Source organism: Bacteroidota bacterium (genome assembly GCA_041658205.1).
Classification (GTDB): domain Bacteria; phylum Bacteroidota; class Ignavibacteria; order UBA10030; family UBA8401; genus UBA8401.
In genome coordinates this window covers 2,101,555-2,126,746 of record JBBAAO010000001.1, presented here as the reverse complement: position 1 = coordinate 2,126,746, position 25,192 = coordinate 2,101,555, and the positions used below count along the sequence as shown (strand labels likewise).

General features: G+C 42.5%; 24 protein-coding genes. 21 read left to right on the top strand and 3 right to left on the bottom strand.

The annotated features are described in order from the left end of the window. Nucleotide 1: 1 nt before the first annotated feature. The 5 genes from WDA22_08825 (at nucleotide 2) to WDA22_08805 (ending at nucleotide 6,070) form a co-directional block, all read left to right on the top strand. On the top strand, nucleotides 2-1,279 hold the full coding sequence (locus tag WDA22_08825) for a hypothetical protein (GenBank protein ID MFA5833568.1): 1,278 nt from the start codon (nucleotides 2-4) through the stop codon (nucleotides 1,277-1,279). Then, nucleotides 1,279-2,490, top strand: a complete 1,212-nt coding sequence (locus tag WDA22_08820; protein ID MFA5833567.1) for a cytochrome c3 family protein — start codon at nucleotides 1,279-1,281, stop codon at nucleotides 2,488-2,490. Before WDA22_08825 ends, WDA22_08820 begins: the two co-directional genes overlap by 1 nt. After that, nucleotides 2,487-3,308 carry a CxxxxCH/CxxCH domain-containing protein gene (locus WDA22_08815; protein ID MFA5833566.1) on the top strand — a complete coding sequence of 274 codons (822 nt, stop codon included), beginning with the start codon at nucleotides 2,487-2,489 and terminating at the stop codon, nucleotides 3,306-3,308. Before WDA22_08820 ends, WDA22_08815 begins: the two co-directional genes overlap by 4 nt. Before the next feature lie 365 nt (nucleotides 3,309-3,673). After that, complete coding sequence (locus tag WDA22_08810; GenBank protein MFA5833565.1) at nucleotides 3,674-4,795, top strand: ammonia-forming cytochrome c nitrite reductase subunit c552; 1,122 nt, start codon at nucleotides 3,674-3,676, stop codon at nucleotides 4,793-4,795. Nucleotides 4,796-4,933: 138 nt separating this feature from the next. Then, entirely contained in the window at nucleotides 4,934-6,070 is a 1,137-nt protein-coding gene (locus WDA22_08805; GenBank protein ID MFA5833564.1) for an alpha/beta hydrolase-fold protein, read from the top strand. 191 nt (nucleotides 6,071-6,261) lie between these two features. Here the strand turns inward: WDA22_08805 and purE are convergent, their stop codons facing one another. Then, nucleotides 6,262-6,753, bottom strand: coding sequence for a 5-(carboxyamino)imidazole ribonucleotide mutase (gene purE, locus WDA22_08800; protein MFA5833563.1), 492 nt, complete (start codon nucleotides 6,751-6,753; stop codon nucleotides 6,262-6,264). Between the two features lie 70 nt (nucleotides 6,754-6,823). Then, a complete protein-coding gene (locus tag WDA22_08795) occupies nucleotides 6,824-8,119 on the bottom strand; it encodes a 5-(carboxyamino)imidazole ribonucleotide synthase (protein ID MFA5833562.1) in 1,296 nt (431 codons plus the stop codon). Between WDA22_08795 and WDA22_08790 the strand changes: the two genes are divergently transcribed. Beyond that, on the top strand, nucleotides 8,114-8,800 hold the full coding sequence (locus WDA22_08790) for a hypothetical protein (protein MFA5833561.1): 687 nt from the start codon (nucleotides 8,114-8,116) through the stop codon (nucleotides 8,798-8,800). The genes WDA22_08795 and WDA22_08790 overlap by 6 nt on opposite strands. 2 nt (nucleotides 8,801-8,802) lie before the next feature. Further along, nucleotides 8,803-9,414, top strand: coding sequence for a hypothetical protein (locus tag WDA22_08785; GenBank protein MFA5833560.1), 612 nt, complete (start codon nucleotides 8,803-8,805; stop codon nucleotides 9,412-9,414). Here WDA22_08785 and WDA22_08780 read toward each other — a convergent pair. Then, nucleotides 9,392-10,666, bottom strand: coding sequence for an NAD(P)/FAD-dependent oxidoreductase (locus WDA22_08780; GenBank protein ID MFA5833559.1), 1,275 nt, complete (start codon nucleotides 10,664-10,666; stop codon nucleotides 9,392-9,394). The genes WDA22_08785 and WDA22_08780 overlap by 23 nt on opposite strands. Before the next feature lie 143 nt (nucleotides 10,667-10,809). Here WDA22_08780 and WDA22_08775 point away from each other — a divergent pair, with 143 nt between their 5' ends. From WDA22_08775 to WDA22_08710, 14 genes are all read left to right on the top strand, one after another. After that, on the top strand, nucleotides 10,810-11,652 hold the full coding sequence (locus WDA22_08775) for an isoprenyl transferase (GenBank protein MFA5833558.1): 843 nt from the start codon (nucleotides 10,810-10,812) through the stop codon (nucleotides 11,650-11,652). Between the two features lie 10 nt (nucleotides 11,653-11,662). Beyond that, nucleotides 11,663-14,035 (top strand): outer membrane protein assembly factor BamA, encoded by a 2,373-nt coding sequence (gene bamA / locus WDA22_08770; GenBank protein ID MFA5833557.1) that lies wholly within the window; start codon nucleotides 11,663-11,665, stop codon nucleotides 14,033-14,035. 268 nt (nucleotides 14,036-14,303) lie between these two features. Continuing rightward, on the top strand, nucleotides 14,304-14,819 hold the full coding sequence (locus tag WDA22_08765) for an OmpH family outer membrane protein (protein ID MFA5833556.1): 516 nt from the start codon (nucleotides 14,304-14,306) through the stop codon (nucleotides 14,817-14,819). A gap of 106 nt (nucleotides 14,820-14,925) precedes the next feature. Further along, nucleotides 14,926-15,438, top strand: coding sequence for an OmpH family outer membrane protein (locus WDA22_08760; protein MFA5833555.1), 513 nt, complete (start codon nucleotides 14,926-14,928; stop codon nucleotides 15,436-15,438). Between the two features lie 40 nt (nucleotides 15,439-15,478). Then, the gene (gene lpxD, locus WDA22_08755) at nucleotides 15,479-16,540 is read left to right on the top strand and encodes a UDP-3-O-(3-hydroxymyristoyl)glucosamine N-acyltransferase (GenBank protein ID MFA5833554.1); all 1,062 of its coding nucleotides are present in this window, start codon (nucleotides 15,479-15,481) and stop codon (nucleotides 16,538-16,540) included. 48 nt (nucleotides 16,541-16,588) lie between these two features. Next, nucleotides 16,589-18,001 carry a bifunctional UDP-3-O-[3-hydroxymyristoyl] N-acetylglucosamine deacetylase/3-hydroxyacyl-ACP dehydratase gene (locus WDA22_08750; protein ID MFA5833553.1) on the top strand — a complete coding sequence of 471 codons (1,413 nt, stop codon included), beginning with the start codon at nucleotides 16,589-16,591 and terminating at the stop codon, nucleotides 17,999-18,001. 7 nt (nucleotides 18,002-18,008) lie between these two features. Then, nucleotides 18,009-18,815 (top strand): acyl-ACP--UDP-N-acetylglucosamine O-acyltransferase, encoded by an 807-nt coding sequence (gene lpxA / locus WDA22_08745; protein MFA5833552.1) that lies wholly within the window; start codon nucleotides 18,009-18,011, stop codon nucleotides 18,813-18,815. Between the two features lie 6 nt (nucleotides 18,816-18,821). Continuing rightward, a complete protein-coding gene (locus WDA22_08740; GenBank protein ID MFA5833551.1) occupies nucleotides 18,822-19,598 on the top strand; it encodes a lipoate--protein ligase family protein in 777 nt (258 codons plus the stop codon). Then, nucleotides 19,595-20,413: a 3-methyl-2-oxobutanoate hydroxymethyltransferase gene (gene panB, locus WDA22_08735; protein MFA5833550.1), complete on the top strand. Its 819-nt coding sequence runs from the start codon at nucleotides 19,595-19,597 to the stop codon at nucleotides 20,411-20,413. The genes WDA22_08740 and panB overlap by 4 nt, the downstream gene beginning before the upstream one ends. Before the next feature lie 165 nt (nucleotides 20,414-20,578). Beyond that, nucleotides 20,579-21,217 (top strand): TetR/AcrR family transcriptional regulator, encoded by a 639-nt coding sequence (locus tag WDA22_08730; protein MFA5833549.1) that lies wholly within the window; start codon nucleotides 20,579-20,581, stop codon nucleotides 21,215-21,217. A 10-nt stretch (nucleotides 21,218-21,227) separates the two neighbouring features. Further along, a complete protein-coding gene (locus tag WDA22_08725; GenBank protein ID MFA5833548.1) occupies nucleotides 21,228-22,190 on the top strand; it encodes an efflux RND transporter periplasmic adaptor subunit in 963 nt (320 codons plus the stop codon). A 19-nt stretch (nucleotides 22,191-22,209) separates the two neighbouring features. Beyond that, the gene (locus tag WDA22_08720; protein MFA5833547.1) at nucleotides 22,210-23,133 is read left to right on the top strand and encodes an ABC transporter ATP-binding protein; all 924 of its coding nucleotides are present in this window, start codon (nucleotides 22,210-22,212) and stop codon (nucleotides 23,131-23,133) included. Continuing rightward, the gene (locus WDA22_08715; protein ID MFA5833546.1) at nucleotides 23,130-24,062 is read left to right on the top strand and encodes an ABC transporter ATP-binding protein; all 933 of its coding nucleotides are present in this window, start codon (nucleotides 23,130-23,132) and stop codon (nucleotides 24,060-24,062) included. Before WDA22_08720 ends, WDA22_08715 begins: the two co-directional genes overlap by 4 nt. Continuing rightward, nucleotides 24,059-25,192, top strand: a complete 1,134-nt coding sequence (locus WDA22_08710) for an ABC transporter permease (protein MFA5833545.1) — start codon at nucleotides 24,059-24,061, stop codon at nucleotides 25,190-25,192. Before WDA22_08715 ends, WDA22_08710 begins: the two co-directional genes overlap by 4 nt.

Below are 25,192 nucleotides of genomic sequence, written 5' to 3'. Positions count from 1 at the left end.
AATGGTACGCAAAATATACCTCGGTCTTGTCTTGCTCTCGCTGAGCGCTTCGGCGCAGATGACAACGGGACGTTTGACAACATCGTTTTACGGATTTGAAGGCAGAGATACAGCGTTAGCGAAAGTATTGTATCTAAGAGCATACGAGAACGTGTATGTGAATGCGGCAACCGAAAATTATTCGTTCAATATGAATGCAATGGTATCAAATGATTTTGGTGCCACGCTTTCTACGGATCCTGAATTACGAGTGAATTCTTTCCTGATGAAGATAAAAAACATTGGCGGTATTGCAGATCTTACTGTAGGCCGCCAATTTGTTTTTGCAGGCGTTGGCAGCGGATTGATCGACGGTATTTCCGGAACAGCGCGGTTCCTTGATCGGTCATTAGCAGTCACCGGATACGGCGGCTCCAATGTCATCCAATCGCGCGAAATTAGAAAAAGTTATATTGGCTCGAACGGATTATTTGGTGGACAGGTTACCTACGCGCCGATAGAAGAGGGAGTGATCGGAATCAGTTACATGAATAAACGATGGCAGCGAAAGCCATACACGGCGCTTCGTATGGATTCTCTTTTTAATCCTTATGCAATTGTCATTAACAGCAGACCGAACGAAGAGGAACTTGCTTCGGTGGATGTTGAATATGCACATGAGCAAATGTTTTCCGTACAGGCAAAGTCGGATTATGATTTCCACTCAGAAGAGATCGCAAAAATACAGACCTTTGCCCGTGTTGGAGTGATGAAGGAGCTGAATGTCACCGGAGAATATATTTATCGTCAGCCAAGAGTTGCCTATAATTCCATTTTTTCCGTCTTCAATATCAACAGTACTAAAGAGATTGAGGGAGGATTGGAATACCGGCCATTGGCAAAGACATTCATCTTTGCACGTTTTGCTAATGTTGATTATGTTGATGAGAGCAGTCAGCGGTTAGTTGTTGGAGGGACATACGATTTTCTTTCGGCTACCTACACACAAAATTTCGGTTATGCCGGTGAATTGAATGGTGTCTCGGTTCAAGCAGCATATCCAATGATGGAACGAACGTTTACACCTATGTGTGCACTTGGTTTTGCATCATATAAACTTGATAAAACTGCACCGGCCAGCGATGTTGTTAATGGAACACTTGGTGTCAACTATCGTACCGGTCAAACGCTGTCCACAGATTTTCAGCTCCAATGGATGAGCAATCCACAATACAAAAGTGATATGCGCATATTCCTTAAAATTAACTATTGGTTCAGTGAACAGTTGAATTGGTTATGATGAAAAAAAATCTCTTGATAGCGTCAATGGTCTCTGTCGTGATCGCACTCGTGATCTTCGGACGAAGCAGTGCCATTGCAAACGACGATACACAGCCGGACAAGACAAAGATTATGAAATTTTCGCACAGCAAACACGCAGGTGCTGGTGTCGAATGCGCATCTTGTCATACTCCTGAAAAGCTGGCAACAAATGCATCCGAAAAGATGCTTCCCACCCATACGGAATGTCAATCCTGTCACGAACAAGAAGTGAATGAGAAATGCGGATATTGTCATACCGATGAGAATAATCCGGTAGCGCTGCCGAATCCGATTCGTGAAATAATATTTGATCATCAAAAACATGTCAATGATCAAAAAGTAGAATGCATTACCTGCCATGTTGATATGGACAAGACAGATTTTGCTGAAGCAAAAAATCTTCCTTCCATGGCTACATGTAATACCTGCCATAATAATGTGAAAGCAGTGAATCAGTGCGAAGCGTGCCACACAAATCTTACATCGCTTCGTCCGGCGTCACACATGGTATCCAATTTCAAACGCGAACATTCTCGAGTGATGAATGGACGCACATTTGATGCGAACTGTCAAAGCTGTCATACGGAATCATCGTGTATGGAATGTCATGACGGATCAAATCTCACGAAACTTTCTAAGTTTGAAGCAACAGGAATGTTATCTCCGAGAAAGTTTGGAAATGATAAAGCATCTGCATTGTCTGGTCAAAATGTTCATGATTTGAACTATAAATTTACCCATGGAATCGATGCAAAGGGTCGTTCGGCGGATTGTCAAACGTGCCATCGTCAACAAACATTCTGCAGCGACTGTCATATGAATGGAAGTGTTGCACTTGGCGGCGTGTTACCAACAAGCCATGAGCAGGCGGGATTTACAACAATCGGAGTTGGTTCTGGCGGCGGTGTTCATGCAACCTTGGCGAAACGTGACATTCAGCAATGCGCTTCATGTCATGATGCAGAAGGGGGCGATCCAACCTGTATTACGTGTCATACTGATGCCGATGGCGTCAAAGGAACGAATCCCAAAACACACGCAATCGGATTTATGAAAACCATTAGAGGCGATTGGCATGATGATATGGCGGCTAACTGTTTCACCTGTCATACCGATCCCAACGCTAAACCAAACGGAAAAGCCGGCCAGAATTTCTGCGGATACTGTCACGGAGCGAATGTCCAATGAAAAACTTATTTCAATACCTCGTTTTTGTGATGATTGTTCTTGTAATTGCCGGCTGTAGTGAACAGAAAAATAGTACGCCGTTGACGCAGACTCCAGTTTCGGTTCACGGAGTAGGATTTGCAAATCCGTCTTCGTCAAATTTTCACGCAAAATTTATTCAATCCAAAAATTACGACCTCACGTTGTGTCAATCGTGTCATGGCTCAACGTACACCGGCGGCACAACGGGACAATCATGTAACACATGTCATAGCAAACCTAACGGTCCGGAAAATTGCACTACCTGTCATGGTGGTGTAAATGCTGCTCCTCCGAATGATCTTGTCGGAAATAGCTCTCCGACAATTCGCGGAGTTGGTGCACACCAAAAGCATGTGTCGGGGGGTAATCTTGGCGCAGCTGTAGAATGTGCCACGTGCCATACTGTTCCCTCAAGTGTCAAATCCGTAGGACATATTGATGCTTCTGTTCATGCAGAAGTAAAATTTGATTCGATCTCCACGATGTACAGATCCAATGCTGCATATTCTTCGACTGGCAATTCATGTTCCAATACATATTGTCACGGAAATTTTAATGGCGGTAATCAAAATGTGACTATGACATGGACCGATGCAAACAGTTCTGCTGCAGCATGTGGAACATGTCATGGCGACGTAACTAAAACGACGACACAAGAAAAAGCATTTCCAAAAACTGGTCATACGTTTGTTTCAGTAACAGCAGTATGTTCATCTTGTCACAGTTCGGTGTCAATTGTTAATTCAAACCTGACGATCGCCGATCCCGCTAAACATGTGAATGGGAAGATAGATTAACCTATAAATCGAACGACAATGTATTGTGAAAATACAGATGTTTTATTTGAAACAAAAAAGTCCTGTTTTTGTAAACAGGACTTTTTTGTTTCAGAGCAAAACGTACGATTTTAGCTGTAAATAAAGATATTTTTATCTTTTTCCCACTCTCAAATATGCAAATTTGTTTTTAGAATCTATTGCAACCTTAAGAAATTGAATTATGCAATGCTGTAAAATTCAACATTTTCGACACTTATCTTCGGCATATAATTTGCCAATGTATTGTCAGATTTCACCCAGGTTTGACTTATCTCATATTCACTGGTAAGTCAATATTCACTAAAACGAAACAATTTACTTCATCAACGAAAGGAGTTACAACAGTGAAAAATTTCTTAACTGTTATAACCGCAATCGCATTATTTGGACTCATTGCTTGCGAAGGTCCCGCAGGACCGGCAGGTAAAGATGGTGCATCAGGAAAAGAAGGCGCGGCTGGTAAAGATGCCGGATTTGTTTACTTTGAAGGTTTCAAAGAAAACTTAAAGTGCGGCACATGCCACACGCCGGATACGGATACACTGTACCATAAATCAGCTATAACGTTCCAATGGGCAAGTTCTAAACATGCAAATGGCGGAACATCATTTGAAAACAGCACCACGTGTGCAGTTTGCCATACCACTGAAGGATTTGTACAAAGTCAGAATGGTTCAACGGTCACTGTTGCTAATAATTCTACTCCAGTCGGTTGTTTTGCTTGCCACTCACCGCACAAGAATGGCAACTTTGCATTACGTACATCATCACCAGCAACAATATTGTCAAACCTAACAGGCGTTGCAAACTATACGTTTGACTATGGTAAAGGCAATCTCTGCGCACAATGTCACAAACCGCGTTCGCAAGCAGTTATGCTTGATCCCAGCAAATCTACTTCAACCGATGCAGTGAACGATTCAATCCGTATCACTTCTGGTCGCTGGTATTCACATTATGGCGTTCAAACACAGATGTTGATGGGTAAAGGGGGATATGAATGGTCAAATGCTCCGGTAACAGTGTCCAATTCGTTCCATACTACCTCAACCGGTGTGAAGACAGACGGTTGCACAATCTGCCATATGCCGAATGCTCGTGGAGATTATGACGGCGGCCATTCAATGAAATTAGAATCTGATGAAGGCCAAAACCTGAATGGTTGCAAAACCTCAGGATGCCATGCAACAATTACCAGTTTAGATTACAAAGGTGCAATGACAACAACGCATGCAAATCTTGATACGTTGAAAGTTCTTCTTGCAACCGCCGGTTGGTTAGATACACTTACGATGCAGGCTAAAGCGACATCGACCAAACCATTGGTAATTAAACCGTCCCAAAAAGCAGGTGCACTGTGGAACTTCTTCCTCGTTGAACATGACCTTAGTTCAGGTGTTCATAACACAGCATATGCTAACGCATTATTACGCAATTCCATTGCAAAAATGCGTGGTCAGTTCTAATTTTTTCCTCTAGGAAAAAATTAATTTAATACTGCATCAGCTTACGAAAATCCGCCCTATGTCCTGTAGGGCGGATTTTTATTTTTGGATAACGGGAAATATTTTCCTATCATTTCATTGTCACACAGCAAAACATCTATGAGAATATTCGGTTTACTTTTGACGCTGTTTGTTCATCTTGCAATTTCACAAAAGATGAACGTGACGGTTGTTGTTGAGCTGCAAAAAGGTGCAAGGGATTCCACTCAAACAGTGTATATCGTTGGGAACAGATCTGAGATAGGATTTTGGAACCCCGCCGCTGTCGCGTTGAATAAGATTTCCGATTCAATATGGAACATCAAAACATCGATTGACAGTGGAACGGTGTTGCAGTTTAAAATCACTGCCGGTTCATGGGATACAGAAGCAATATTTGACAGCGGCAGAGTTCCGCCGAACACATTAATTGACGTAACGAAAGATACGATAGTGATTCTTCGACCATTATTCTGGAAACGGTATTTACTTCCTAAAAAGCCTGAACAAACAATTCGCGGAAAAGTGGAATACCATCGGCAACTTTCGGGCGATGGACTTAATCATAAACGTGACGTTATTGTCTGGCTTCCACCATCATACGAAAAGAACCCGAAAAAAAATTACCCCGTGCTATACATGCATGATGGACAAAACATCTTTGATCCTTCCACTGCATTTACCGGTTACGATTGGCGTGTAGATGAAGTTGCCGACAGTCTTATAAAATTGAAAAAAATCGAAGAGATCATTATCGTGGGGATCTATAATAGTCCGGACCGGCTACCTGAATATTCGGACACTCCACTTGGTACTGCGTATATGAATTTCGTTATCAATGTCGTAAAACCGATGATCGATTCCACGTACCGGACAAAACCGGGAAAAGAGCACACTGGGATTATCGGCTCATCGTTAGGAGGACTATCATCTCTTTTATTTGTTTGGAAACGTCAAGACGTGTTTGGAATGGCTGGTTGTGTCTCATCGGCATTTTGGTATGATGATGAAAAAACATTGAAAGAGATCAAAGCGTATTCCGGACACAAAAAAAACGTAAAGGTTTATCTCGATTGCGGTGGACGTGAGAAAGAACTTGTGGGCGGGTATAAACGAATGGTGGAAATTCTTAAATCAAAAGGATTCAAAAAAGGAAAGGATCTTGAATATACGCTTGATGCAAAAGGGACACACAATGAATATTATTGGTCAAAACGTGTCTGGCGGCCACTGGTGTTTATGTACGGGAAAAAGTAACTAGAAGTGTTCTCAAAAATACCAAATCATTGTCATTTCGAGATGCGAAGCATCGAGAAATCTCGTTTTTGTCTTCAATTATAAAAACGAGATTCCTCACTTCGTTCGGAATGACAATAAAATTCATTCTTGAGACCGTTTCTAGAGAACTGATACGAGTAATCAGACGAGATCTGAAATCTGACTACTGATTACTCTCTATTCAAATGTTTATTTTTTCCCAACGACTCTTTCTCCAACCTCTTTTTATACTCAATCATCTTCTTCATCAATTTTTTGTCGCTGATGCCAAGCATTTGAACTGCAAGTAATCCTGCGTTTTTTCCACTGCCGATTGCTACTGTTGCCACAGGAACTCCACCGGGCATTTGTGCGATGGAAAGTAGCGAATCCAAACCATTCAATGACTTCGTTTTAATCGGTACACCAATCACCGGCAAGGGAGTGTGTGATGCCGACATTCCCGGCAAATGTGCTGCTCCGCCGGCTCCCGCAATGATGATTTTGATCCCTCGGCGCAATGCTGATGAGGAATAAGAAGCCATAAAATTTGGTGTACGGTGTGCCGAAGTGATTTTCATTTCAAACGCAATTCCGAATTCTTCAAGAATGACTGCTGCTTCCTGCATAGTAGGAAGATCGGAATCACTTCCCATGATTATTCCGACGATTGGTTTTTTCATACGTTAAATTCTTAGGGGTTAATTTTTTGTTCTTTCCGAGTGGATCCGTTTATTCAGTGTCATCAGTGTTTTATAAACTAATCTTCGCTTCAATCGCTGTCGCTTCTTTGAGGATCTTCGCTAAATTATCGCCGACGATAGTGACGTGTCCCATCTTTCTTCCGACTCGCGAACTTTCTTTACCATACACATGCAAATGAGCATTTGGATGCTCCAAGGCCACCCGATACATCTCCTGCGAATGTTGAGGATGCATTTTCCCTAACAGATTGATCATGACAGCGTGTGGTTTTAACATCTCCGTAGAGCCGAGCGGTAATTCCAATACGGATCGAATATGATTCTCAAATTGGGAAGTAACGCATGCTTCAATTGTGTAATGACCTGAATTGTGGGGACGAGGCGCCATTTCATTTACGATAATTGATGAATCATTTCCCAGGAACATTTCCACGCCGAAAATTCCGAATCCTTTGACCGCTTTTACCGAAGCGATGGCTATTTCTTCTGCATGTTGTGCGATATGTTTTGGGATCTGAGCCGGTGCAATCACAGTGTGGCAAATATGATTTTTTTGAATCGTTTGAACAACAGGATATGTTTTAATTTCATGTACCGTTCGTGCCACCATCACCGCCAGTTCCATCGAAAAATCCACAAACGATTCCGCCATTAAATTATTATGGCGGTTGGAGAGATGCTTTACCCCAGCATGGAATTCTTTCTCGTCATGAACAACTGCATTTCCGTATCCATCATATCCCATTTTGCGTGACTTTAAAATGAACGGAACGCCGAGTTTTGCCGAAATCTCTTGAAACGTTTGTTTCTCCCTCACTTCCAGGAATTCAGGAACAGGGATCTTATTCTTTTTGAGAGTTTTTTTCTGAAGCAGTTTATCTTGAATAAGTCCGATTGTTGTGGAAGATGGGAAAACTCTTTTGCCGAGCTGTTCAAAAAACTCAATTCTATGGTGGTCTACAAATTCATTCTCTAAGGTTACAACGTCGCAGTGATGGATGAACGATTTCATCACTAATTCATCATCCACCCAGCCGATCGATTCATTGTGGGTTAATTGACCGGCAGGGGAGCGCATTTCCTTCTCCATGATGGCAACTTCAAAGCCAAGGCGGGATGCAGCCAATGTCGACATCTTTGCCAGTTGGCCGCCGCCAAGTATTCCGATACAGATCTTTTTGAACATGAGGGTAAGGGGTTTCTCAAAAATGAAATGTCGGACTACCTGTGGTCCGACATTATTATCGTTATAAAGATAATGTGAATTGTATGCATTAGCAAGAATTCGTTGATCGGTATTCAATCTTTCGCTATCATTCAAAAAAACGACGGAGAAAATATGCATCCGGACACACCGATGTTTCTTTACTATTCGTTCCTTTGCTTGGTCCTGGTGGTTATTGTTCTTTGTTCCCGCAAATTGAGGAAAACGTTTCCCGAAAAAAATTCGTATGTATACGGATTTACCCTCTGGTTCTTTTTGCAATATGTAGCCGGTTCGTTTGGTTTCTTTGCTGTCGGTCTCGGACAGATCCCTCCGAAAATCATGATCGTTGTTGTCCCAAATTTTCTCTTCATTTTGTATCTAGCTTTCTCTCAAAAAGGAGAGGCAATTGCAAAAGAATTCGATTTGAGATTTCTCACGGTAATGCAATCCTTTAGAATATTTGTTGAATTGATACTCTGGCAGTTAGCAGATCGCCAAATACTTCCAAGTGTCATGAGTTTTGAAGGGAGAAATTTCGATATCCTTGTCGGTATATCGGCTCCAGTCGTTGGGTATCTCTACACAAAAGGGACGATGAATAAATCGGGACTGATACTTTGGAATATGGCAGGGTTAATTCTCGTGACCAATGTTGTTGTACATGGAATTTTAGCCGTTCCAGGTATTGAAGTGATCCAAACCAACATCCCAAACTTCATCATAAGTTATACGCCGTTCAATCTGCTCCCGGGTGTGCTCGTGCCGATTGCATATTTGTTACACGTTTTGTCACTGAAAAAATTATTACATCATTCGTGATTATGGGATTAGAAGCCAAAACAAAAATTACAATTGGAAAAAATTCTATGGAAGGGAAAGTGCTCCTCGAATCAAGCGAGGTGATTATCCACGGCAAGGAACGAATGAGGATTCCGTTCAATCAAATTAAAACGATTGCTGCGGCCGACGGCGTGCTTCGTTTTTCTTTTGGACAAATACCGATCCAAATAGTTCTCGGATTAAAAGCGGAAAAATGGCTGGAGAAGATCAAAAATCCAAAAACGGTATTTGATAAACTCGGTGTGAAGCGAGATGCAAAAATATCTGTCGTTAATGTGACCGACAAATCATTTATTGAAGAATTGAAAAAACGAGTGGTCAACGTTGCGATCGGAAAAACAACTAAAAAATCGGATCTTATTTTTTATGAGGCAAACTCTTCCGATGAAGTACAAAGACTTTCTTCGCTAAAAAAATACCTTACATCAAACGGCGGAATATGGGTTGTATCATTGAAAGGTAAGTCTGCGACGATAAAGGATGTTGAAGTGATGGCTGTCGGTAAAAAATGTGGACTAGTTGATGTGAAGGTCGTTGGATTTTCCGAAACCCATACTGCATTAAAATTTGTTATTCCTGCGACTCATCGATAATAACCGCACTGTTCCCCGCATGGTTTCCAGCTACAACTCCTGTAGAAAATGCTGCTTGCAAATTATAACCTCCCACAGGACCGGCAATATCCAGTATTTCACCGCACAAATAGAGCCCTTTTGCGATTTTGGATTGCATTGTTGTAGGATCAACTTCATTTAAAGCAACACCTCCGGCAGTGACTTCACCGCGATCCAGAGGAATGTCCTTCACTTTCCCAACGGAAAAACGCTTTAGCACTTTTACGATTTCTTTTCGTTCTGCTTTTGAAAGCTGATGTAATTTTTTTGCGAAAGTGATTTTTACTTCGACTAAAATATATTCGGCAAGTTTTTGAGGAACTAACTGTTCGATAAGTGTTAAAATGCTGCGGGAGGGATTGGAAGAGATCTCTCGAATGAATCGCTCATCCATTTGCTCAAGCGTTATCTCGGGATAAAAATCAACACACATTTCCACTTGTTGTCCTAGTTCAAACGCTAGATATGCATTTCTACTTACTTCCAATGTTGCAGGTCCGGAGATGCCAAAGTGTGTGAGAAGAACGTCACCCTTCCATTCTGAAATAATTTTGTTTTGACTGATTGCCATGAGTTTGCAATCGCGGATAGGAGTTCCTTGCCACAACGATGGAGGGGAAGGATGAAGAAGAATTGGGGTAAGTGCAGGACGGATAGGGACAATCGTGTGTCCTAATTTTTCCATCCATCGAAATCCATCACCAGTCGTACCCGTTTTTTGATACGATGAACCCCCGGTTGCAATAATCACTTTTGATGCTTTAATGATCTCTCTATTGGTTTTTATGTTGAATGTTCCATCACTATTCTTAAAAATCTCCTTGGCAGGAGACTGGAGTCGAAGTTCAACATTGACCTTATCCATCATTGCGCGAAGGGCATTCACAACATCTTCCGCATCATGGCTTTTTGGAAATACTTTATTATCCTCTCGCGTATAGGTTTCTACTCCTTCATGATGAAGAAGTTCAAGAAGGTCTTCGTTGGTGAATGTGTGGAATGAGTATTTCAGAAAGCGGGATTCGTTCGTTTGGAACTGCCGCAACATTGATTGGATATCTCTTCCGTTAGTAATATTACATTTACCTCCACCGGAAATAAGGATTTTAATTCCGGGTTTCGTATTTTTTTCCAGCAGGATAATGCGAGCACCCAGAGATGCAGCACGCCATGCTGCAATCATTCCAGCAGCACCTCCGCCAATCACGACAACCGGATATTCAGATTTCATAGTAAATCAATATAGTGAGGAACTTCCCTGCTTCAAAACCGTCTAAATCCGTTGATTATCTCTCTATAAAAGAGTATCTTTACATGGTTTTTGAAACGTACCATGTGGTGCGTCCTTTTTTTAAACAATTTCGGAGTTTTTCCTTGGCTAAAGGTATGGCTCGTCCGGCGAGCCAGGATAAAAAACTGCAAGAACGTCTGCAAAAAAACGGTCACATACCACAACACATTGCTGTGATTATGGATGGGAACGGAAGATGGGCAAAGAAGCGTGCGCTTCCGCGTGTGGCTGGGCATCACGAAGGGGTCAATTCCGTTAGAGATATCGTTGAAACATGCGGTCAACTTGGTGTTAAATATCTTACGTTATATACTTTTTCCACTGAAAATTGGAATCGTCCCAAAGATGAAGTTTCTATATTAATGCGGTTGTTGGTTAGTTCTCTACGTGATGAACGGGACCGACTACATAATAACAATGTGCGTGTAAAAACAATCGGCGATTTTGCATCATTGCCGCAGGATGCTCAAGATGAATTTCTTGATGCAATTGAATTGACGAAGAATAATACCGGCCTGACCCTGATTCTTGCATTAAGCTACAGCGGACGATGGGATATCACGAACAGTGTGCGACGAATAGCGGAACAAGTGAAAGAAGGAAAACTCTCACCGGAATCGATTACTGATGAAGTGGTGGCTCTTAATTTAGCAACGAAAAATATTCCCGACCCGGATCTGTTGATACGGACAAGCGGTGAGCTTCGGATCAGTAATTTTCTTCTTTGGCAGTTAGCATATTCAGAAATGTACGTTACCGAAGTACTATGGCCGGACTTTCGTCGCAATCAGTTATATGCAGCCATCGAGTCGTTTCAAACCCGTGAACGTCGGTTCGGTAAAGTGAGTGAACAAATTGGGGCCCCATCGAAATCTTCTTCTAAAAACTACGTGCGGCGGCTGTTAAAAAGTGTTTCTGGAATCTAATCGAATTACAATGACAATAAAACAAATAAGTATTGCGCTTCTCTGCGTCGTCGGAATGTTGTTTGCACAGCAGGGACCGCAGCAAAAACAGTATAAAATTCTCGGTATCAGTGTAGCGGGCAATAAGCTTGCGGAACCGGCGGCCATCATAGGAAATTCAGGTTTGAAAATCGGCGATGAAATTACGATTCCCGGCGAACAAACCCGAAATTCGATTCTGCGGTTATGGAATCTGAAAATTTTTGCCAATGTCGATATCCAGTCTGAGAATATCGTCAATGACGGAGTATATCTGTTGATTGTGGTGGAAGAATTTCCGCGCTTAGAAAAAGTGGAATATGTCGGCAACGAAGAACTTGATGCAGATGATCTTGATAAAAAGATTAATCTCACCAAAGGTCAGATTATTTCCCCGCAAGAAATCAATAAAGTCTCCAAGATTATTAAAAAAGCATACGAGGAGGAGGGATATTTACATGCAAAGGTCGATGGAGAACTGATCGATGCAACAGATTCCATATCAAAAGGTCGAAAGATTTTGAAGTTGACAATAACGGAAGGAAGCGATGCCCGTGTTCGTGAGGTACAATTTTTCGGTAATAAACATTTTGACGACAGCGATCTTGAAAGCGAACTGCCGGATGTGCACACAACAGCATGGTGGAAATTTTGGCGCACTGGAAAATTAGAGAAGAAAAAATACGAGGAAGCGAAGAAAAAGCTTGTTGATTTTTATAAGAAGAATGGTTTCCGTGATGCTGAATTGATCTCCGATTCTGTTTCGTTCAGCGACGATAAGGAAGATATCATTTTGAAATTATTCGTTTTTGAAGGCCCGCAATATAAGATTCGCAACATTAAATGGGATGGGAACACTGTTTTTAAGACCGAAGCGTTGGATCAACGTCTCGGTTTTCAGTCCGGCGAAGTATACGACATGGAAAAGTTTGAACAGAATCTTCGTGGAAACCAAGACCAATCAGATGTTGCATCTCTCTATTTTGACAATGGGTATTTGACCGTTCAAATCGAACCGGAAGAACAAAAAGTTAGTGAGAATGAAATTGATATCACAATTCGTGTTCGGGAGCGTAACCAATTTAAGATCTCCGGGGTCGAAATCCGCGGAAATTCGAAAACACAGGAGAGGGTGATACGCCGCGAACTGTACGTTCGTCCGGGAGATTATTTCAGCCGTTCGAATATCATCCGCAGTATCCGTCAATTATCGGTTCTGAACTATTTTAATCCGGAAAAAATAAAACCGGACACGAAATTTGTTGATGACAAGAATGTTGATATTGTGTTGGATGTAGAAGAAAAATCGAGCGATACATTTAATGCCTCCGTCGGTTACAGTGGCGCATTTGGAGCTACCGGTGCTTTGGGTTTAACCTTCAATAATTTCGATATTACTGAACCGTTCTCGGGCGGCGGCGGACAAGTACTCAATTTCGATTGGCAGTTTGGTGAAGGGTCGCGGTACAGAACATTTTCAGTATCATTCCGCGAACCGTGGGTGTATGATACACCGACCTCGTTTGGTTTCAGTTTGTACGACACCAAGCAAGACTATTATTATTCTATCCATCAGCGCGGCGGAACGATCAGTGTAGGACGTCGATTCAAATTTCCGGATGACTATTTTAGTGCCACTTGGACTTTCCGCTTCCAAAAACTGGATGTGTTTAATGTCGGCTCATCATATTTTTATCAAGAAGGAACGTCGAGTCAGTTTAGTATTTCGCAGGTTATTCAGCGCAACAGTGTGAATAGTCCGTTGTTCCCCACACAGGGAAGCAATATTTCACTCTTTACGGAAATTGCAGGATCGCCGATCCTTCCAGGAACTGCGCAGTACAACAAACATATTTTTTCTGCTGATTGGTATATCCCCGTGTTTAATAGTTCACGCGTAGCATTGTTTTTTGGTTCGCAATACGGAGCCATCTTTCCTTACAAGAAAAATTCCTATATTCCGTATATCGAAACATTCTACATGGGCGGAACGGGACTTGGACAGATTGCGACCACACCGTTACGCGGGTACGAAGATCGAAGTATTGGTCCTGTGAATGTGAATGGACAGTACATTCCGGCACATGCAATGGCCAAGCACACGGTAGAGCTGCGATTTAATGTTGCTCTTAACCCAATTCCGATTTACTTTCTTGCGTTTGCGGAAGCTGGCAACACCTGGGAGAATTTGGCAAAGTCCGAAATGTTCGATCTGAAACGTTCTGCTGGATTGGGAGCTCGCTTGTTGATCAATCCAATCGGACTGTTGGGATTTGATTACGGTTACGGTTATGATAATATCTCAGCAGGAATTAAAAGTCCTGCAGGGTGGAAATTCCACTTCCAGTTTGGAAGAGGATTCTAGAAGCCATCTCAAAAACACAAAACAACGGTCATTCTGAATCCCGATGCAATCCTGAGCGGAGCGAAGGATATTGGGATGAAGAATCTGAAAATAGTATCAGATTTGCCGACATGCTTTTTAACGCACGGCACCCCGAACAACGGGGCTTCGCTGCGCTTAGTATAAAAACATCCAAGGCTTGCTCAGAATGGCAATAGTTTCATTTTTGATATGGGTTCTAAAAAGTTTTGTTTTAATTAATTCATTTTTATCAATCAAAGAGGTTATCGTGAAAAAGTTTTTCTTTGTACTATTCGTGTTTGCTACGGCACTGTTTGCTCAACAACAGTCGGTTTTGAAAATTGGTTATGTGAATTCCGAAACAATCATTAAAGATTTGCCGGAAGCAAAAGATTCACAAGCAAAATTAGAATCGATTCTTAAAGGATGGCAGGAAGAGATCGAAAAACGCGGGCAGGCTCTTCAGGCGAAATATGAAGAATACCAAAAGCAATCCAATATGTTGAACGAATCGTCAAAACAAGCAAAACAAAAAGAACTTGTTGAGGACGAACAGAAATTGAATCAATACCGCCAGGAAAAACAGCAGGAACTTGCCGTTCAACGCGAAAAAATTATGAAACCGATCCAGGAAAAAGTATTCAAAGCGATCGAAAAAGTAGCCAAAGATAAAAAATTATCTTTCGTATTCGATAGAGCGACAGAAGTTCCGGTGTTATATGCAGACCCGCAATATGACTATACGCCTGACGTTCTCATCTTTTTAAAACGCGGCGGAAAGTAATTTTTCTTGAATTTTATGTTCCGGCATTTGAAGGAGCTCCCGTTGGAAAAGTTGATATCCATGTACATTCGCTACTAAACTCGGGATAAACATAAAAAGGATCGATATGAAAAAGACTGTTTTGTTGTTTGGATTGCTTAGCATGGCAATTTTTTCAAATGCACAGACAAAGATCGCGTTTATTAATTCTTCTACGGTGATGGAACAGCTGCCTGAAGCACAGGATGCGCAGAAGCAGATTGACGGTCTTGCTCAACAATGGCAGACGGAACTGACTCAGATGGCTTCTGATATGCAGAAGAAAGTTGAGGATTATGACAAACGTAAATTGATCATGTCCGACAAACGCAGAGCGGAAGTAGAGAAAGAGCTGCAGGATCTTGATAAAAAGATCGTCGATTTCAGAAATCAAAAGTTCGGAACAAGCGGAGAAATGTTCACGAAGCAGAACGAACTGATGAAACCGATTCAGGAAAAGATCTTTAAAGCAGTAAAAGACGTTGCGGACGAAGAATCGTATGATTATGTCGTGGACAGAAGTAATTCCACGATGCTTCTCTTTGCGAATGCAAAGCACGATCTAACCCAAAAAGTGATTTCAAAATTACTTCAAAAATAAATAAGCGAGTCCTGATGTTTCGGGACTCGTTTTTATTTGCATGATAACAGTCAACGAAATAGCAAAACTCCTGGATGGCGAAGTTGTTGGTGATGGAACAATACGGATATCCGGTGTTGCAAAGGTGGAAGAAGCCCGATCCGGAATGCTGGCATTCATCGCTCATCCAAAGTACGAGAAGTTTGCAGAAATGACTACTGCATCATGTATTCTTGTCAACCGCAGTTTTGATCCTGCCAAGTTTTCAAAAGTACCACCCTCATTGATTAAACTGGATGATCCGTATTCATCATTTGTTATCGCGATCGAAAAATTTGCTCCCGCAAAAATCGATGTACCCAACGGCATTCATTCCACAGTAGTTATTCATCCTTCTGCATCGGTGGGAAAGAATTGTTCCATTGGCCCGTATGTCGTGATCGGTGAGAATAGTGTCATCGGAAACAGTGTGACAATTCATCCGCATGTTGTTATCGGTAGAGATGTAAAGATTGGTGACAACTGTTTATTCTATCCTCATGTTACTATCCGCGAAGAATGCATCATTGGGAATCGAGTCATCATTCAACCTGGAGCAGTGATTGGAGGCGATGGATTTGGTTTTGCACCGAAAAGAGATAAGACGTATCAAAAGATTCCTCAGCTGGGAATTGTTGTGCTGGAAGATGATGTGGAGGTCCAGGCAAATACGTGTATCGATCGCGCAACGCTTGGTGAGACTCGCATTAAACGAGGAACAAAGCTGGATAATTTGGTTCAAATAGCTCACAATGTTATTGTCGGAGAAGATACGGTGATTGCCGGTTCTTCAGGCGTTGCAGGGAGTACAAAAATCGGAAATAGAAATATGATCGGCGGCGCTGTAGCAATTACGGGACATGTGTTCACAGCAGATGATGTAAAGGTCGCCGGCGGATCAATAGCAACTCGCGCGTTAGATGAACCGGGTGAAACATATTCCGGTTATCCGGCAAAGGAAGCGTCAAAATGGAGAAAGATTGAAGCAGCATCTCGTTCGCTACCGGAAATTCTTGTAGAAATTCGGGAATTGAAACAAAAAATCAATTCCTTGGAAAATGAAATGGCAAAACGTAATACGTAAATTGATTTGTCGGTTTAATGCCGTCAAGATTTAATTGCAGGAGGTTCGATGTTAGTTCAGCAACGCACAATTAAAAAACCTGTTTCCATGTCTGGTGTTGGACTGCATACCGGAACGCAGTGCACAATGACATTCCGACCCGCTCCCGAAAATTATGGAATTCGTTTCCGCCGTGTGGATATTGGCGGATCCCCAGAAATACCGGCGGATGTTGACCATGTTGTTGATGTAGCGCGCGGCACAACGCTTGGTATTGGAGATGTCCGCGTTCACACAACGGAACATGTGCTTGCTGCAATTGTTGGATTGCTGATTGATAATATCATTATTGATATCGACGGAATTGAACCACCTATCGGAGATGGGAGTGCAAAACCGTACGTTGATGTGCTGCAAGAGGCCGGTTTTGATATGCAGGATGCTCCGAAAGATTATCTTGTTATTGACCAGATGGTCGAATATAAAGATGAGAAGCGCGGAGTGCACATTGTTGCGTTACCGACGGATGATTTTCGTATGACGGTGATGGTTGATTATAACAATCCGGCACTGGGAAGTCAGCACACGGGTATTTTCGATCTGGAAAAGGAATTCGTACCGGAATTTTCGATGTGCCGAACATTTTGTTTCCTTCACGAGGTGGAACAATTGCGTGAAGCTGGATTGATTAAAGGGGGCTCATTAGATAATGCAATCGTCATTGCAGACAGAGACCTTCCTGATGAGGAGTTGCGTCGAGTTGCGGATAAACTGGGAATTAAAGAATCGATTTTTTTAGGTGGACACGGGCAACCGATTAACAACAAAGCGCTCCGCTTTAAGAATGAACCGGCGCGTCATAAACTGCTCGATATGGTCGGCGATCTTGCGTTAATCGGTGTACCGCTAAAAGCACACATTCTTGCCGCTCGACCTGGTCATGCTGCGAATGTTGAATTTGCGAAGATTGTCCGCAAACTTTATCAACAGAAGAAAATTGTTAAAAAATATCAGCACGAGAAAAAACACGGGATCATTTTTGATGTGGCCGCATTGCAGAGAATACTTCCGCATCGGTATCCATTCCTGCTTGTCGATAAAATTGTTGAATTTAAATTGAATGAGCGATGTGTCGGTGTAAAAAGTGTGACAATGAACGAGCAGTTCTTTCAAGGACATTTTCCCGGAGCACCAGTGATGCCCGGCGTGTTGATTATTGAAGGGATGGCACAGACGGGAGGAATATTGTTACTGGATGGTTCGGATACGAACGATCGGCTTGTATTGTTCATGGGAATCAACAATGCAAAATTCAGAAGACAGGTTGTTCCCGGTGATCAATTAGTGTATGAATTAACCATGGTCAACCGCAGAAGCAAAGTCTGCACAATGCGCGGTGAAGCGTATGTGGACGGACAACTTGTCTGCGAAGCTGAAATGATGGCGACAATAGTCGATCGTCCAAAAATCCCACAATCCTAATATTTTTATGGCGACTCAAATTCATTCTACCGCAATCGTCAGCAGTAAGGCAGAACTTGCTTCCGGGGTGATTGTCGATCCTTATGCAATCATTGAAGACGATGTCATTATTGGGGAAGGAACGTACATCGGACCGCACACTCTTATCGCTAACGGCGCCCGTATCGGAAAAAACTGCAAGATCCATAATGGAGCAGTTGTGTCGACGGCTCCACAAGATCTTTCGTACAAGAATGAGCCGACATTCTTTGAAATGGGTGACAACACTACCATTCGCGAATTCTGCACTCTCAATCGCGGCACTACAAAACAACATTTGAAATCGTCTGTTGGAAGTAATTGTTTATTAATGGCGTATGTTCATGTAGCGCATGATTGTGTTATCGGCAACAATGTTATCATCGCTAATTCCGTTCAAATGGCTGGTCACATTACTATTCAGGATTCAGCCATTATCGGCGGTCTCACTGCCATTCACCAATTCGTGAATATCGGCGAACACACGATGGTAGGGGGACACTTCCGAGTTCCAAAGGATATTCCTCCGTACATCATTGCAGGTGGCTGGCCGGTCACGTTTGAACGATTGAATATTATCGGGTTGCGGCGCAGGGGATTTACGAGAGAAGCAATCGACTCATTGAATGAAGCGTATCGAATTTTATTCCTTTCAAAATTGAATGTGAGTCAGGGAGTGGAAAAAATAAAATCGTCGATGACTGTTATTCCCGAAGTGCAAAAAGTATTAGACTTTATCGCTGCTTCAAAACGCGGTATTATTACCGCTCGCCGTCATTCTTCAGATGATGAATAGTCGATAATGAACAATTCATCCCACCAGCATTGGCAATGTATCAATTCCGGTCTACATTCCGGTCAGTACAATATGGATTTTGATGTTGAGCTTACCTCTCGTTTACAGCGGGGTGAAATTCTGCCGACGCTCCGATTATATGGTTGGAAACCGTGGGCAGTCTCTCTCGGGTATAACCAATCGGAAAACGATATCAACGGAAAGAAATGTGCGGAATATGGATTCGATATTGTTCGTCGGCCCACAGGAGGAAGAGCGATACTCCATGCAAATGAGCTGACCTATTCTGTGGTGATGTTTGCGGATGGGAAAGGGATCACAGAAACGTATTCACTCATTAGTAAAGCGTTGGTTGCCGGATTATCGAAGATCTGTCGTGATGTGTCGTACGAAACCTCACAACCAAATTTTCAGTCGCTCTATAAGAAACAAGAATCGATTCCCTGTTTTTCCGCTTCTGCCCGATATGAAGTTCAGATCAATGGAAAAAAATTGGTTGGAAGCGCACAGAGAAGGTTTTCAACTCCTGGTCTTCGCGAAATTGTTCTGCAGCATGGTTCAATATTGCTGGGAACAGAGCATAAGCTTCTTGCAGAAATATTAAATGTAGAGAGTAATGAAGTAAAAGAAAAGATTGTACACGATATCGAATCAAAAACAATTGACCTCTCTTCCGCAGTCAACAGGACTATTACATTTGAGGAAGCGGCATCCGTACTGCGCAGCGGTTTTGAAGAAACAATGAACATTCACTTTGAGAATCAATTTGAGGCGAGCGTATGAGCACACAATCTTCCGACTATAAACGCATTACAACAAAGACCGTTCTTGCGATGAAACAAAAAGGAGAGAAGGTAGCAATGCTCACAGCGTATGATTATACGACGGCGCGTTTGCTTGATGATGCAGGAATTGACATTATTCTTGTCGGAGATTCCGTTGCGAATGTGTTTCAGGGATTGGAAACGACCATACCGGTAACGCTGGATGAAATAATCTATCATACTAAAGTTGTACGCCGTGCTGTACGACGTGCGATGCTCGTTGCGGATATGCCGTTTATGTCGTATCAAGTGGACATTAAAGAAGCTGTTCGAAATTGCGGACGCTTGCTGAAAGAATCGGGCGCGGAAGCGGTGAAGATGGAAGGTGGTAAACGAATTATTCCTTTGGTAGAACAGCTTGTGGATATTGGAATTCCTGTTATGGGCCATCTTGGACTTACGCCGCAATCGATCTACAAATTTGGTACATATGAAGTCCGCGCAAAAGAGACAGCCGAGGCGAAACAATTGATTGAAGATGCAAAGCTGCTTGACAAAGCTGGGGTCTTTGGCATAGTTCTCGAAAAGATTCCTGATGCACTTGCTGCAAAAGTGACAAACTCCATCTCATGCTCAACTATCGGCATTGGCGCAGGTGTCGGTTGTGACGGTCAAGTCCTCGTCACAAATGATATGCTTGGAATGAATGAGCAATTCAAACCAAGATTTGTCCGGCAATACGCAAATCTCTCTGAAACAATCCGATCAGCGTTCAAATCATATATTTCTGACGTAAAATCAGCTAAATTCCCTTCAAAAAAAGAGAGTTATTAAAAGTTTGGTGACCCTAAATTTTTTCTTGACAACATAATCTCTTTTTCCTATTTTGGAAACGGAAAATACGATTAAAGTTTCCATGTAGTTTGTCTATGAAAGCATCGGTTTTTTGTATGTAAATCTGGAAACTGTAAATAACTTAAAAGTTTTCCAAAGAATATTATGATACCACAAATAGTACAACCAAAAGAGAATGAGCCCAAAGAAAGAATTTTGGAAATAGCAAAAGATCGTTTTTTTCTAAAAGGCTTTAACAAGGTGACGCTTGATGAATTGTCTGGAGACCTAGGCATCAGTAAAAAAACGATGTACAAATTTTTCCCCAGCAAAGAAGAACTGGTAAAAGCGGTCGTTTGGATGATGATGCGGAGGGTTGAATCCGAAGTCCGAAGAATTACTGAACAGGAAAAACCGTTTGTGCATCGTTTGGCTGATCTGATTTTATTCATTGGGAAAACTGTCGGCCGATTGAGCAAATCATTTCAGCAGGATATGAAACGGTTCGCCCCTGTTATTTGGGTGGAGGTAGAAAAATTTCGCCAGGAAAAAATTGTCGGTAAAGTAGTCGAAATGATCAGGCAAGCAAAAAAAGAAAATGTGTTTCGCAAGGATATCAATGATGAAGTAATTGTGATGATGCTGACGGCCTGTTTCCAGAATATCTTAACGCCGGATGTATTGGCAGAACATGCGTTCTCACCAAAAGAGGCAATGCATACTATCTTTCATGTGATTTTTGAAGGTGCGTTGACAGAGGATGCACGAAAAGAATTTTTGAATTATGAAATTACCATACTGTAATGAGGACACTATGTTAAACATGATACGCTCCATTCTTTTTATCGCTTTGTTGAATTTCATAATTCCCGGATGCGGAAATAACAAAGGAGTAATCGAATCAAGCGGAATATTGGAATCTGTTGAGGTGAATGTCTCTTCGAGAGTAGCAGGACAGTTGCTGCACCTGAGAGTTCAAGAAGGTGCAAATGTGATTAAAGGGGATACGTTGGCAATCATTGATAATGAAACACAACAATTACAATTGCAGCAGGCACAAGCGGGTATTGATCTGGCAGAAGCACAGTTTCAGTTGTTGAAGAACGGTGCCCGTCGAGAAGATCTGCAGTCCGCTGAAGAAACCGTACGGCAAACCGAATCCGGCTTTCGAAGCGCAAAATCTGATTTCGAAAGGATCAAAGAATTGTTTTCTTCGAATGCAGTATCAAAGAAACAGTATGAGGACGCCGAATCACGTTTTACCATAACCCAAGCACAGTATAATTCTGCAAAACAGAATTTTCAAAAACTTCAACGATTCGCACGCACGGAAGAGTTAAACGCCGCCAAGGCGCGAGTGGATCAGGCTAAAGCTCAGGCAAACCTGATTAAAAAACAGATCGCTGATTCCTATATCATTGCTCCGGTTTCTGGAACCATTACATATAAACCGGTGGAAGAGGGTGAACTAATCGGAACGGGGACAATCATCGTACGAATATCCCGTTTGGAAAAAATGGAATTAATGATCTACATCAATGAAACAGAATTGGGAAAAGTAAAGATAGGTTCGACAGCCAATGTTGTTATCGATACGTTCCCCGATAAGAAATATCCCGCAACCGTTGTGTATGTTTCCCCGGTTGCTGAGTTTACTCCACGAAATGTCCAGACGAAAGATGAACGGACAAAACTAGTGTTTGGTGTGAAACTGGAAGTGGAAAATGCGAATGGTGAATTGAAATCCGGAATGCCGGCTGATGCGATATTGAATTGATGGTATTGATAACGAACTGATGACTAATGCTTTAACCATAACGTCTGTTTCGAAGAAATTCGATTCCATTACGGCAGTGGACGAACTTTCATTATCCGTTGAGAAAGGCGAGATGTTCGCGCTGGTCGGTCCGGACGGTTCAGGAAAGACAACAACGATCCGAATGCTGTGTGGGATTGTTACGCCGACTAGCGGAGAGCTGAAGATTCTGGGCTTTGATGTTCAGAATCAGAAGGATGAAATCAAAAAACATATTGGATATCTTTCCCAACGTTTTTCCCTCTATGGTGATTTGACGATTGATGAGAATATTGAATTTTTCGCTGAGATCCATGGAGTGTATAGCTATAAAGATCGACGAAATGAACTTCTTGAATTTACACGGTTAACTTCGTTCCGTGACCGACTGGCAGAAAAACTTTCCGGCGGTATGAAACAGAAACTGGCACTTGCCTGCACATTGATACATACACCCGATATCATTTTCCTTGATGAACCGACCACCGGTGTTGATCCGGTCTCTCGTCGCGATTTCTGGAAGGTTCTTTCTGCACTTTTAAAAACCGGCATTACCATTATCATGACGACGCCATATCTGGATGAAGCGGAACGTTGCAGCCGAGTTGCATTGATGGATAAAGGGAAGATTCTGATGGCAGATACGCCGGCAAATCTGAAAAAAGTAATGACTGGTGAAGTTGTAGAGATCGTCTGTTCAGATATCAGGAGATCATTTGCATTGATGAAGCATCATCCATCCGTCATAGAAGTGCAGGCGTTTGGCGACAGATTGAATATTGTCGTTCCCTCTTCGAGTGCAGTAATGCCGGAACTTCTTGCTCATTTGAAACAGCATACCATTGAAGTGTCCGATTGGCGGGCGGTGAAACCATCCCTGGAAAATGTTTTTATATCGCTGCTCACTGAGAGGAAAGTGGGATGAATACTATCGAAGTTGATCAATTAACGAAGCGCTTCGGTAAATTCACTGCAGTTGATCGCATCAATTTTGATGTGAAGGAAGGGGAGATCTTCGGATTTCTCGGGGCGAATGGTGCCGGGAAATCGACAACCATCCGTATGTTATGCGGATTGCTCTCGTCCACCGAGGGGACGGCTCGTGTCGGCGGATTCGACATCAATAAAGAATCTCATCTCGTGAAGAAGCACATCGGTTATATGTCTCAGCGATTCTCTCTGTACGAGGATCTAACGGTTGAAGAGAATATCGACTTCTTCGGTCGTGTGTATGGTCTTTCTGATGCACAGCTGAAAGAACGGAAGGAGTGGGTGCTGGAGATTGCGAACCTGCATGGTCGCGAAGGAAGTATCACCGGTACGTTGAGCGGTGGATGGAAACAGCGCCTTGCGCTCGGATGCGCTGTGCTGCATCGTCCACGGATCGTCTTCCTGGATGAACCGACCAGCGGTGTCGATCCGGTAATGCGGAGACGATTCTGGGAATTGATCAATGATCTTTCCGCTGAAGGAGTAACCGTGCTGGTGACGACACATTTTTTGGAAGAGGCGGAATACTGCAATGATATTATCCTGATTAATGCCGGGAAGATCATCGCCGGTGGAAGTCCGAAGGAATTGAAACAGAACTATATCAAACATCCCATCCTGGAAGTGCAATGTTCCAATGTGGTTGAAGCGTTGGAGAAGATCGAAGGGAAGTCATGGGCTGTGGAGACATCCATCTTCGGTACGAGTATTCACGTGAATGTTGAGGATGAAGTGTCGGCAAAGGAGCAGATCCGATCTCTACTCTCCCAGTCTCAGATTGACTTATACAGTATTGATCGTATCACGCCGTCACTGGAAGATGTTTTTATTTATTTGCTTGAACATGGCGGGGAGAAGCAATGAACATGTTTCGGCAAATACGTCCGATTATCAGGAAAGAGTTTCGTCAGATCAGACGGGACAAGAAAGTGCTGGCAGTTTTGATCATTGTTCCGGCGTTCATGTTATTGCTGAATGGGTATGCACTGAACTTTGATGTCCGTAACATTACGATGGCAGTCTACGATGCAGAAAAAAGTTCACAAAGCCGCGAATTGGTTAATAGCTTCATCACTGCCGGGTATTTTGAATATACAGAACATCTGACCAATTATGCTTCTGCGCAGCAGATGATCGATGAAGGAAAAGTGAAATTGGTTCTCGTCATCCCGCCAGATTTTTCCCGCGATAATATTTCCGGACGCCAATCGTCCATTCAGCTGCTTGTGGATGGTATGGATGCCAATGCTGCAACGACTATTGTCGGTTACGCACAGGCAGTGACTCTGCAGTATTCCCAGAAAATCATTTTACAAAATCTTTCCAAGATAGGGAGAAAAAGTTACATACCGGTCAATTATGAAGCGCGCATCTGGTATAATCCGGAAATGAAAAGTGCAAAATTTCTTGTTCCCGGATTGATCGCTTATATACTGGCTATTACCGCTGTGATCGCAACGGCATTGTCCATCGTGAAAGAAAAAGAGCGGAACACAATTGAGCAGATCGATGTGTCGCCAATCAAGCCGTTAAATCTGATCTTGGGAAAAATGTTCCCCTATGCAATTATTTCACTTATTGCTGCGGCACTTGTTCTTCTTTCAGGCTACATTCTCTTCGATGTCGCTGTGAAAGGAAGTATACTGTTGTTATTCCTTGCAACATTTTTCTTCATCATTGCGGCGCTGGGACAAGGATTGCTGGTTTCAACGATTGCAGACAGCCAGCAGGTAGCATTTCAAATTGCGGCGGTCATTTCAATTTTGCCGACGATGATTCTTTCCGGTTTCATGTTTCCGATCAAAAGTATGCCGCTTTTCCTTCAAATCCTTTCCAATATGACACCCGCCAAGTTTTACCTTGTCATTATGCGCGGCATTGTACTGAAAGGAGTCGGCATTGAAGCGTTTTGGGATCAGTTGATCTACTTGTCGATTTATATTCTCATTATTGTGTCGATCAGCGTGAAACGGTTTAAACATCATACGGTGTAA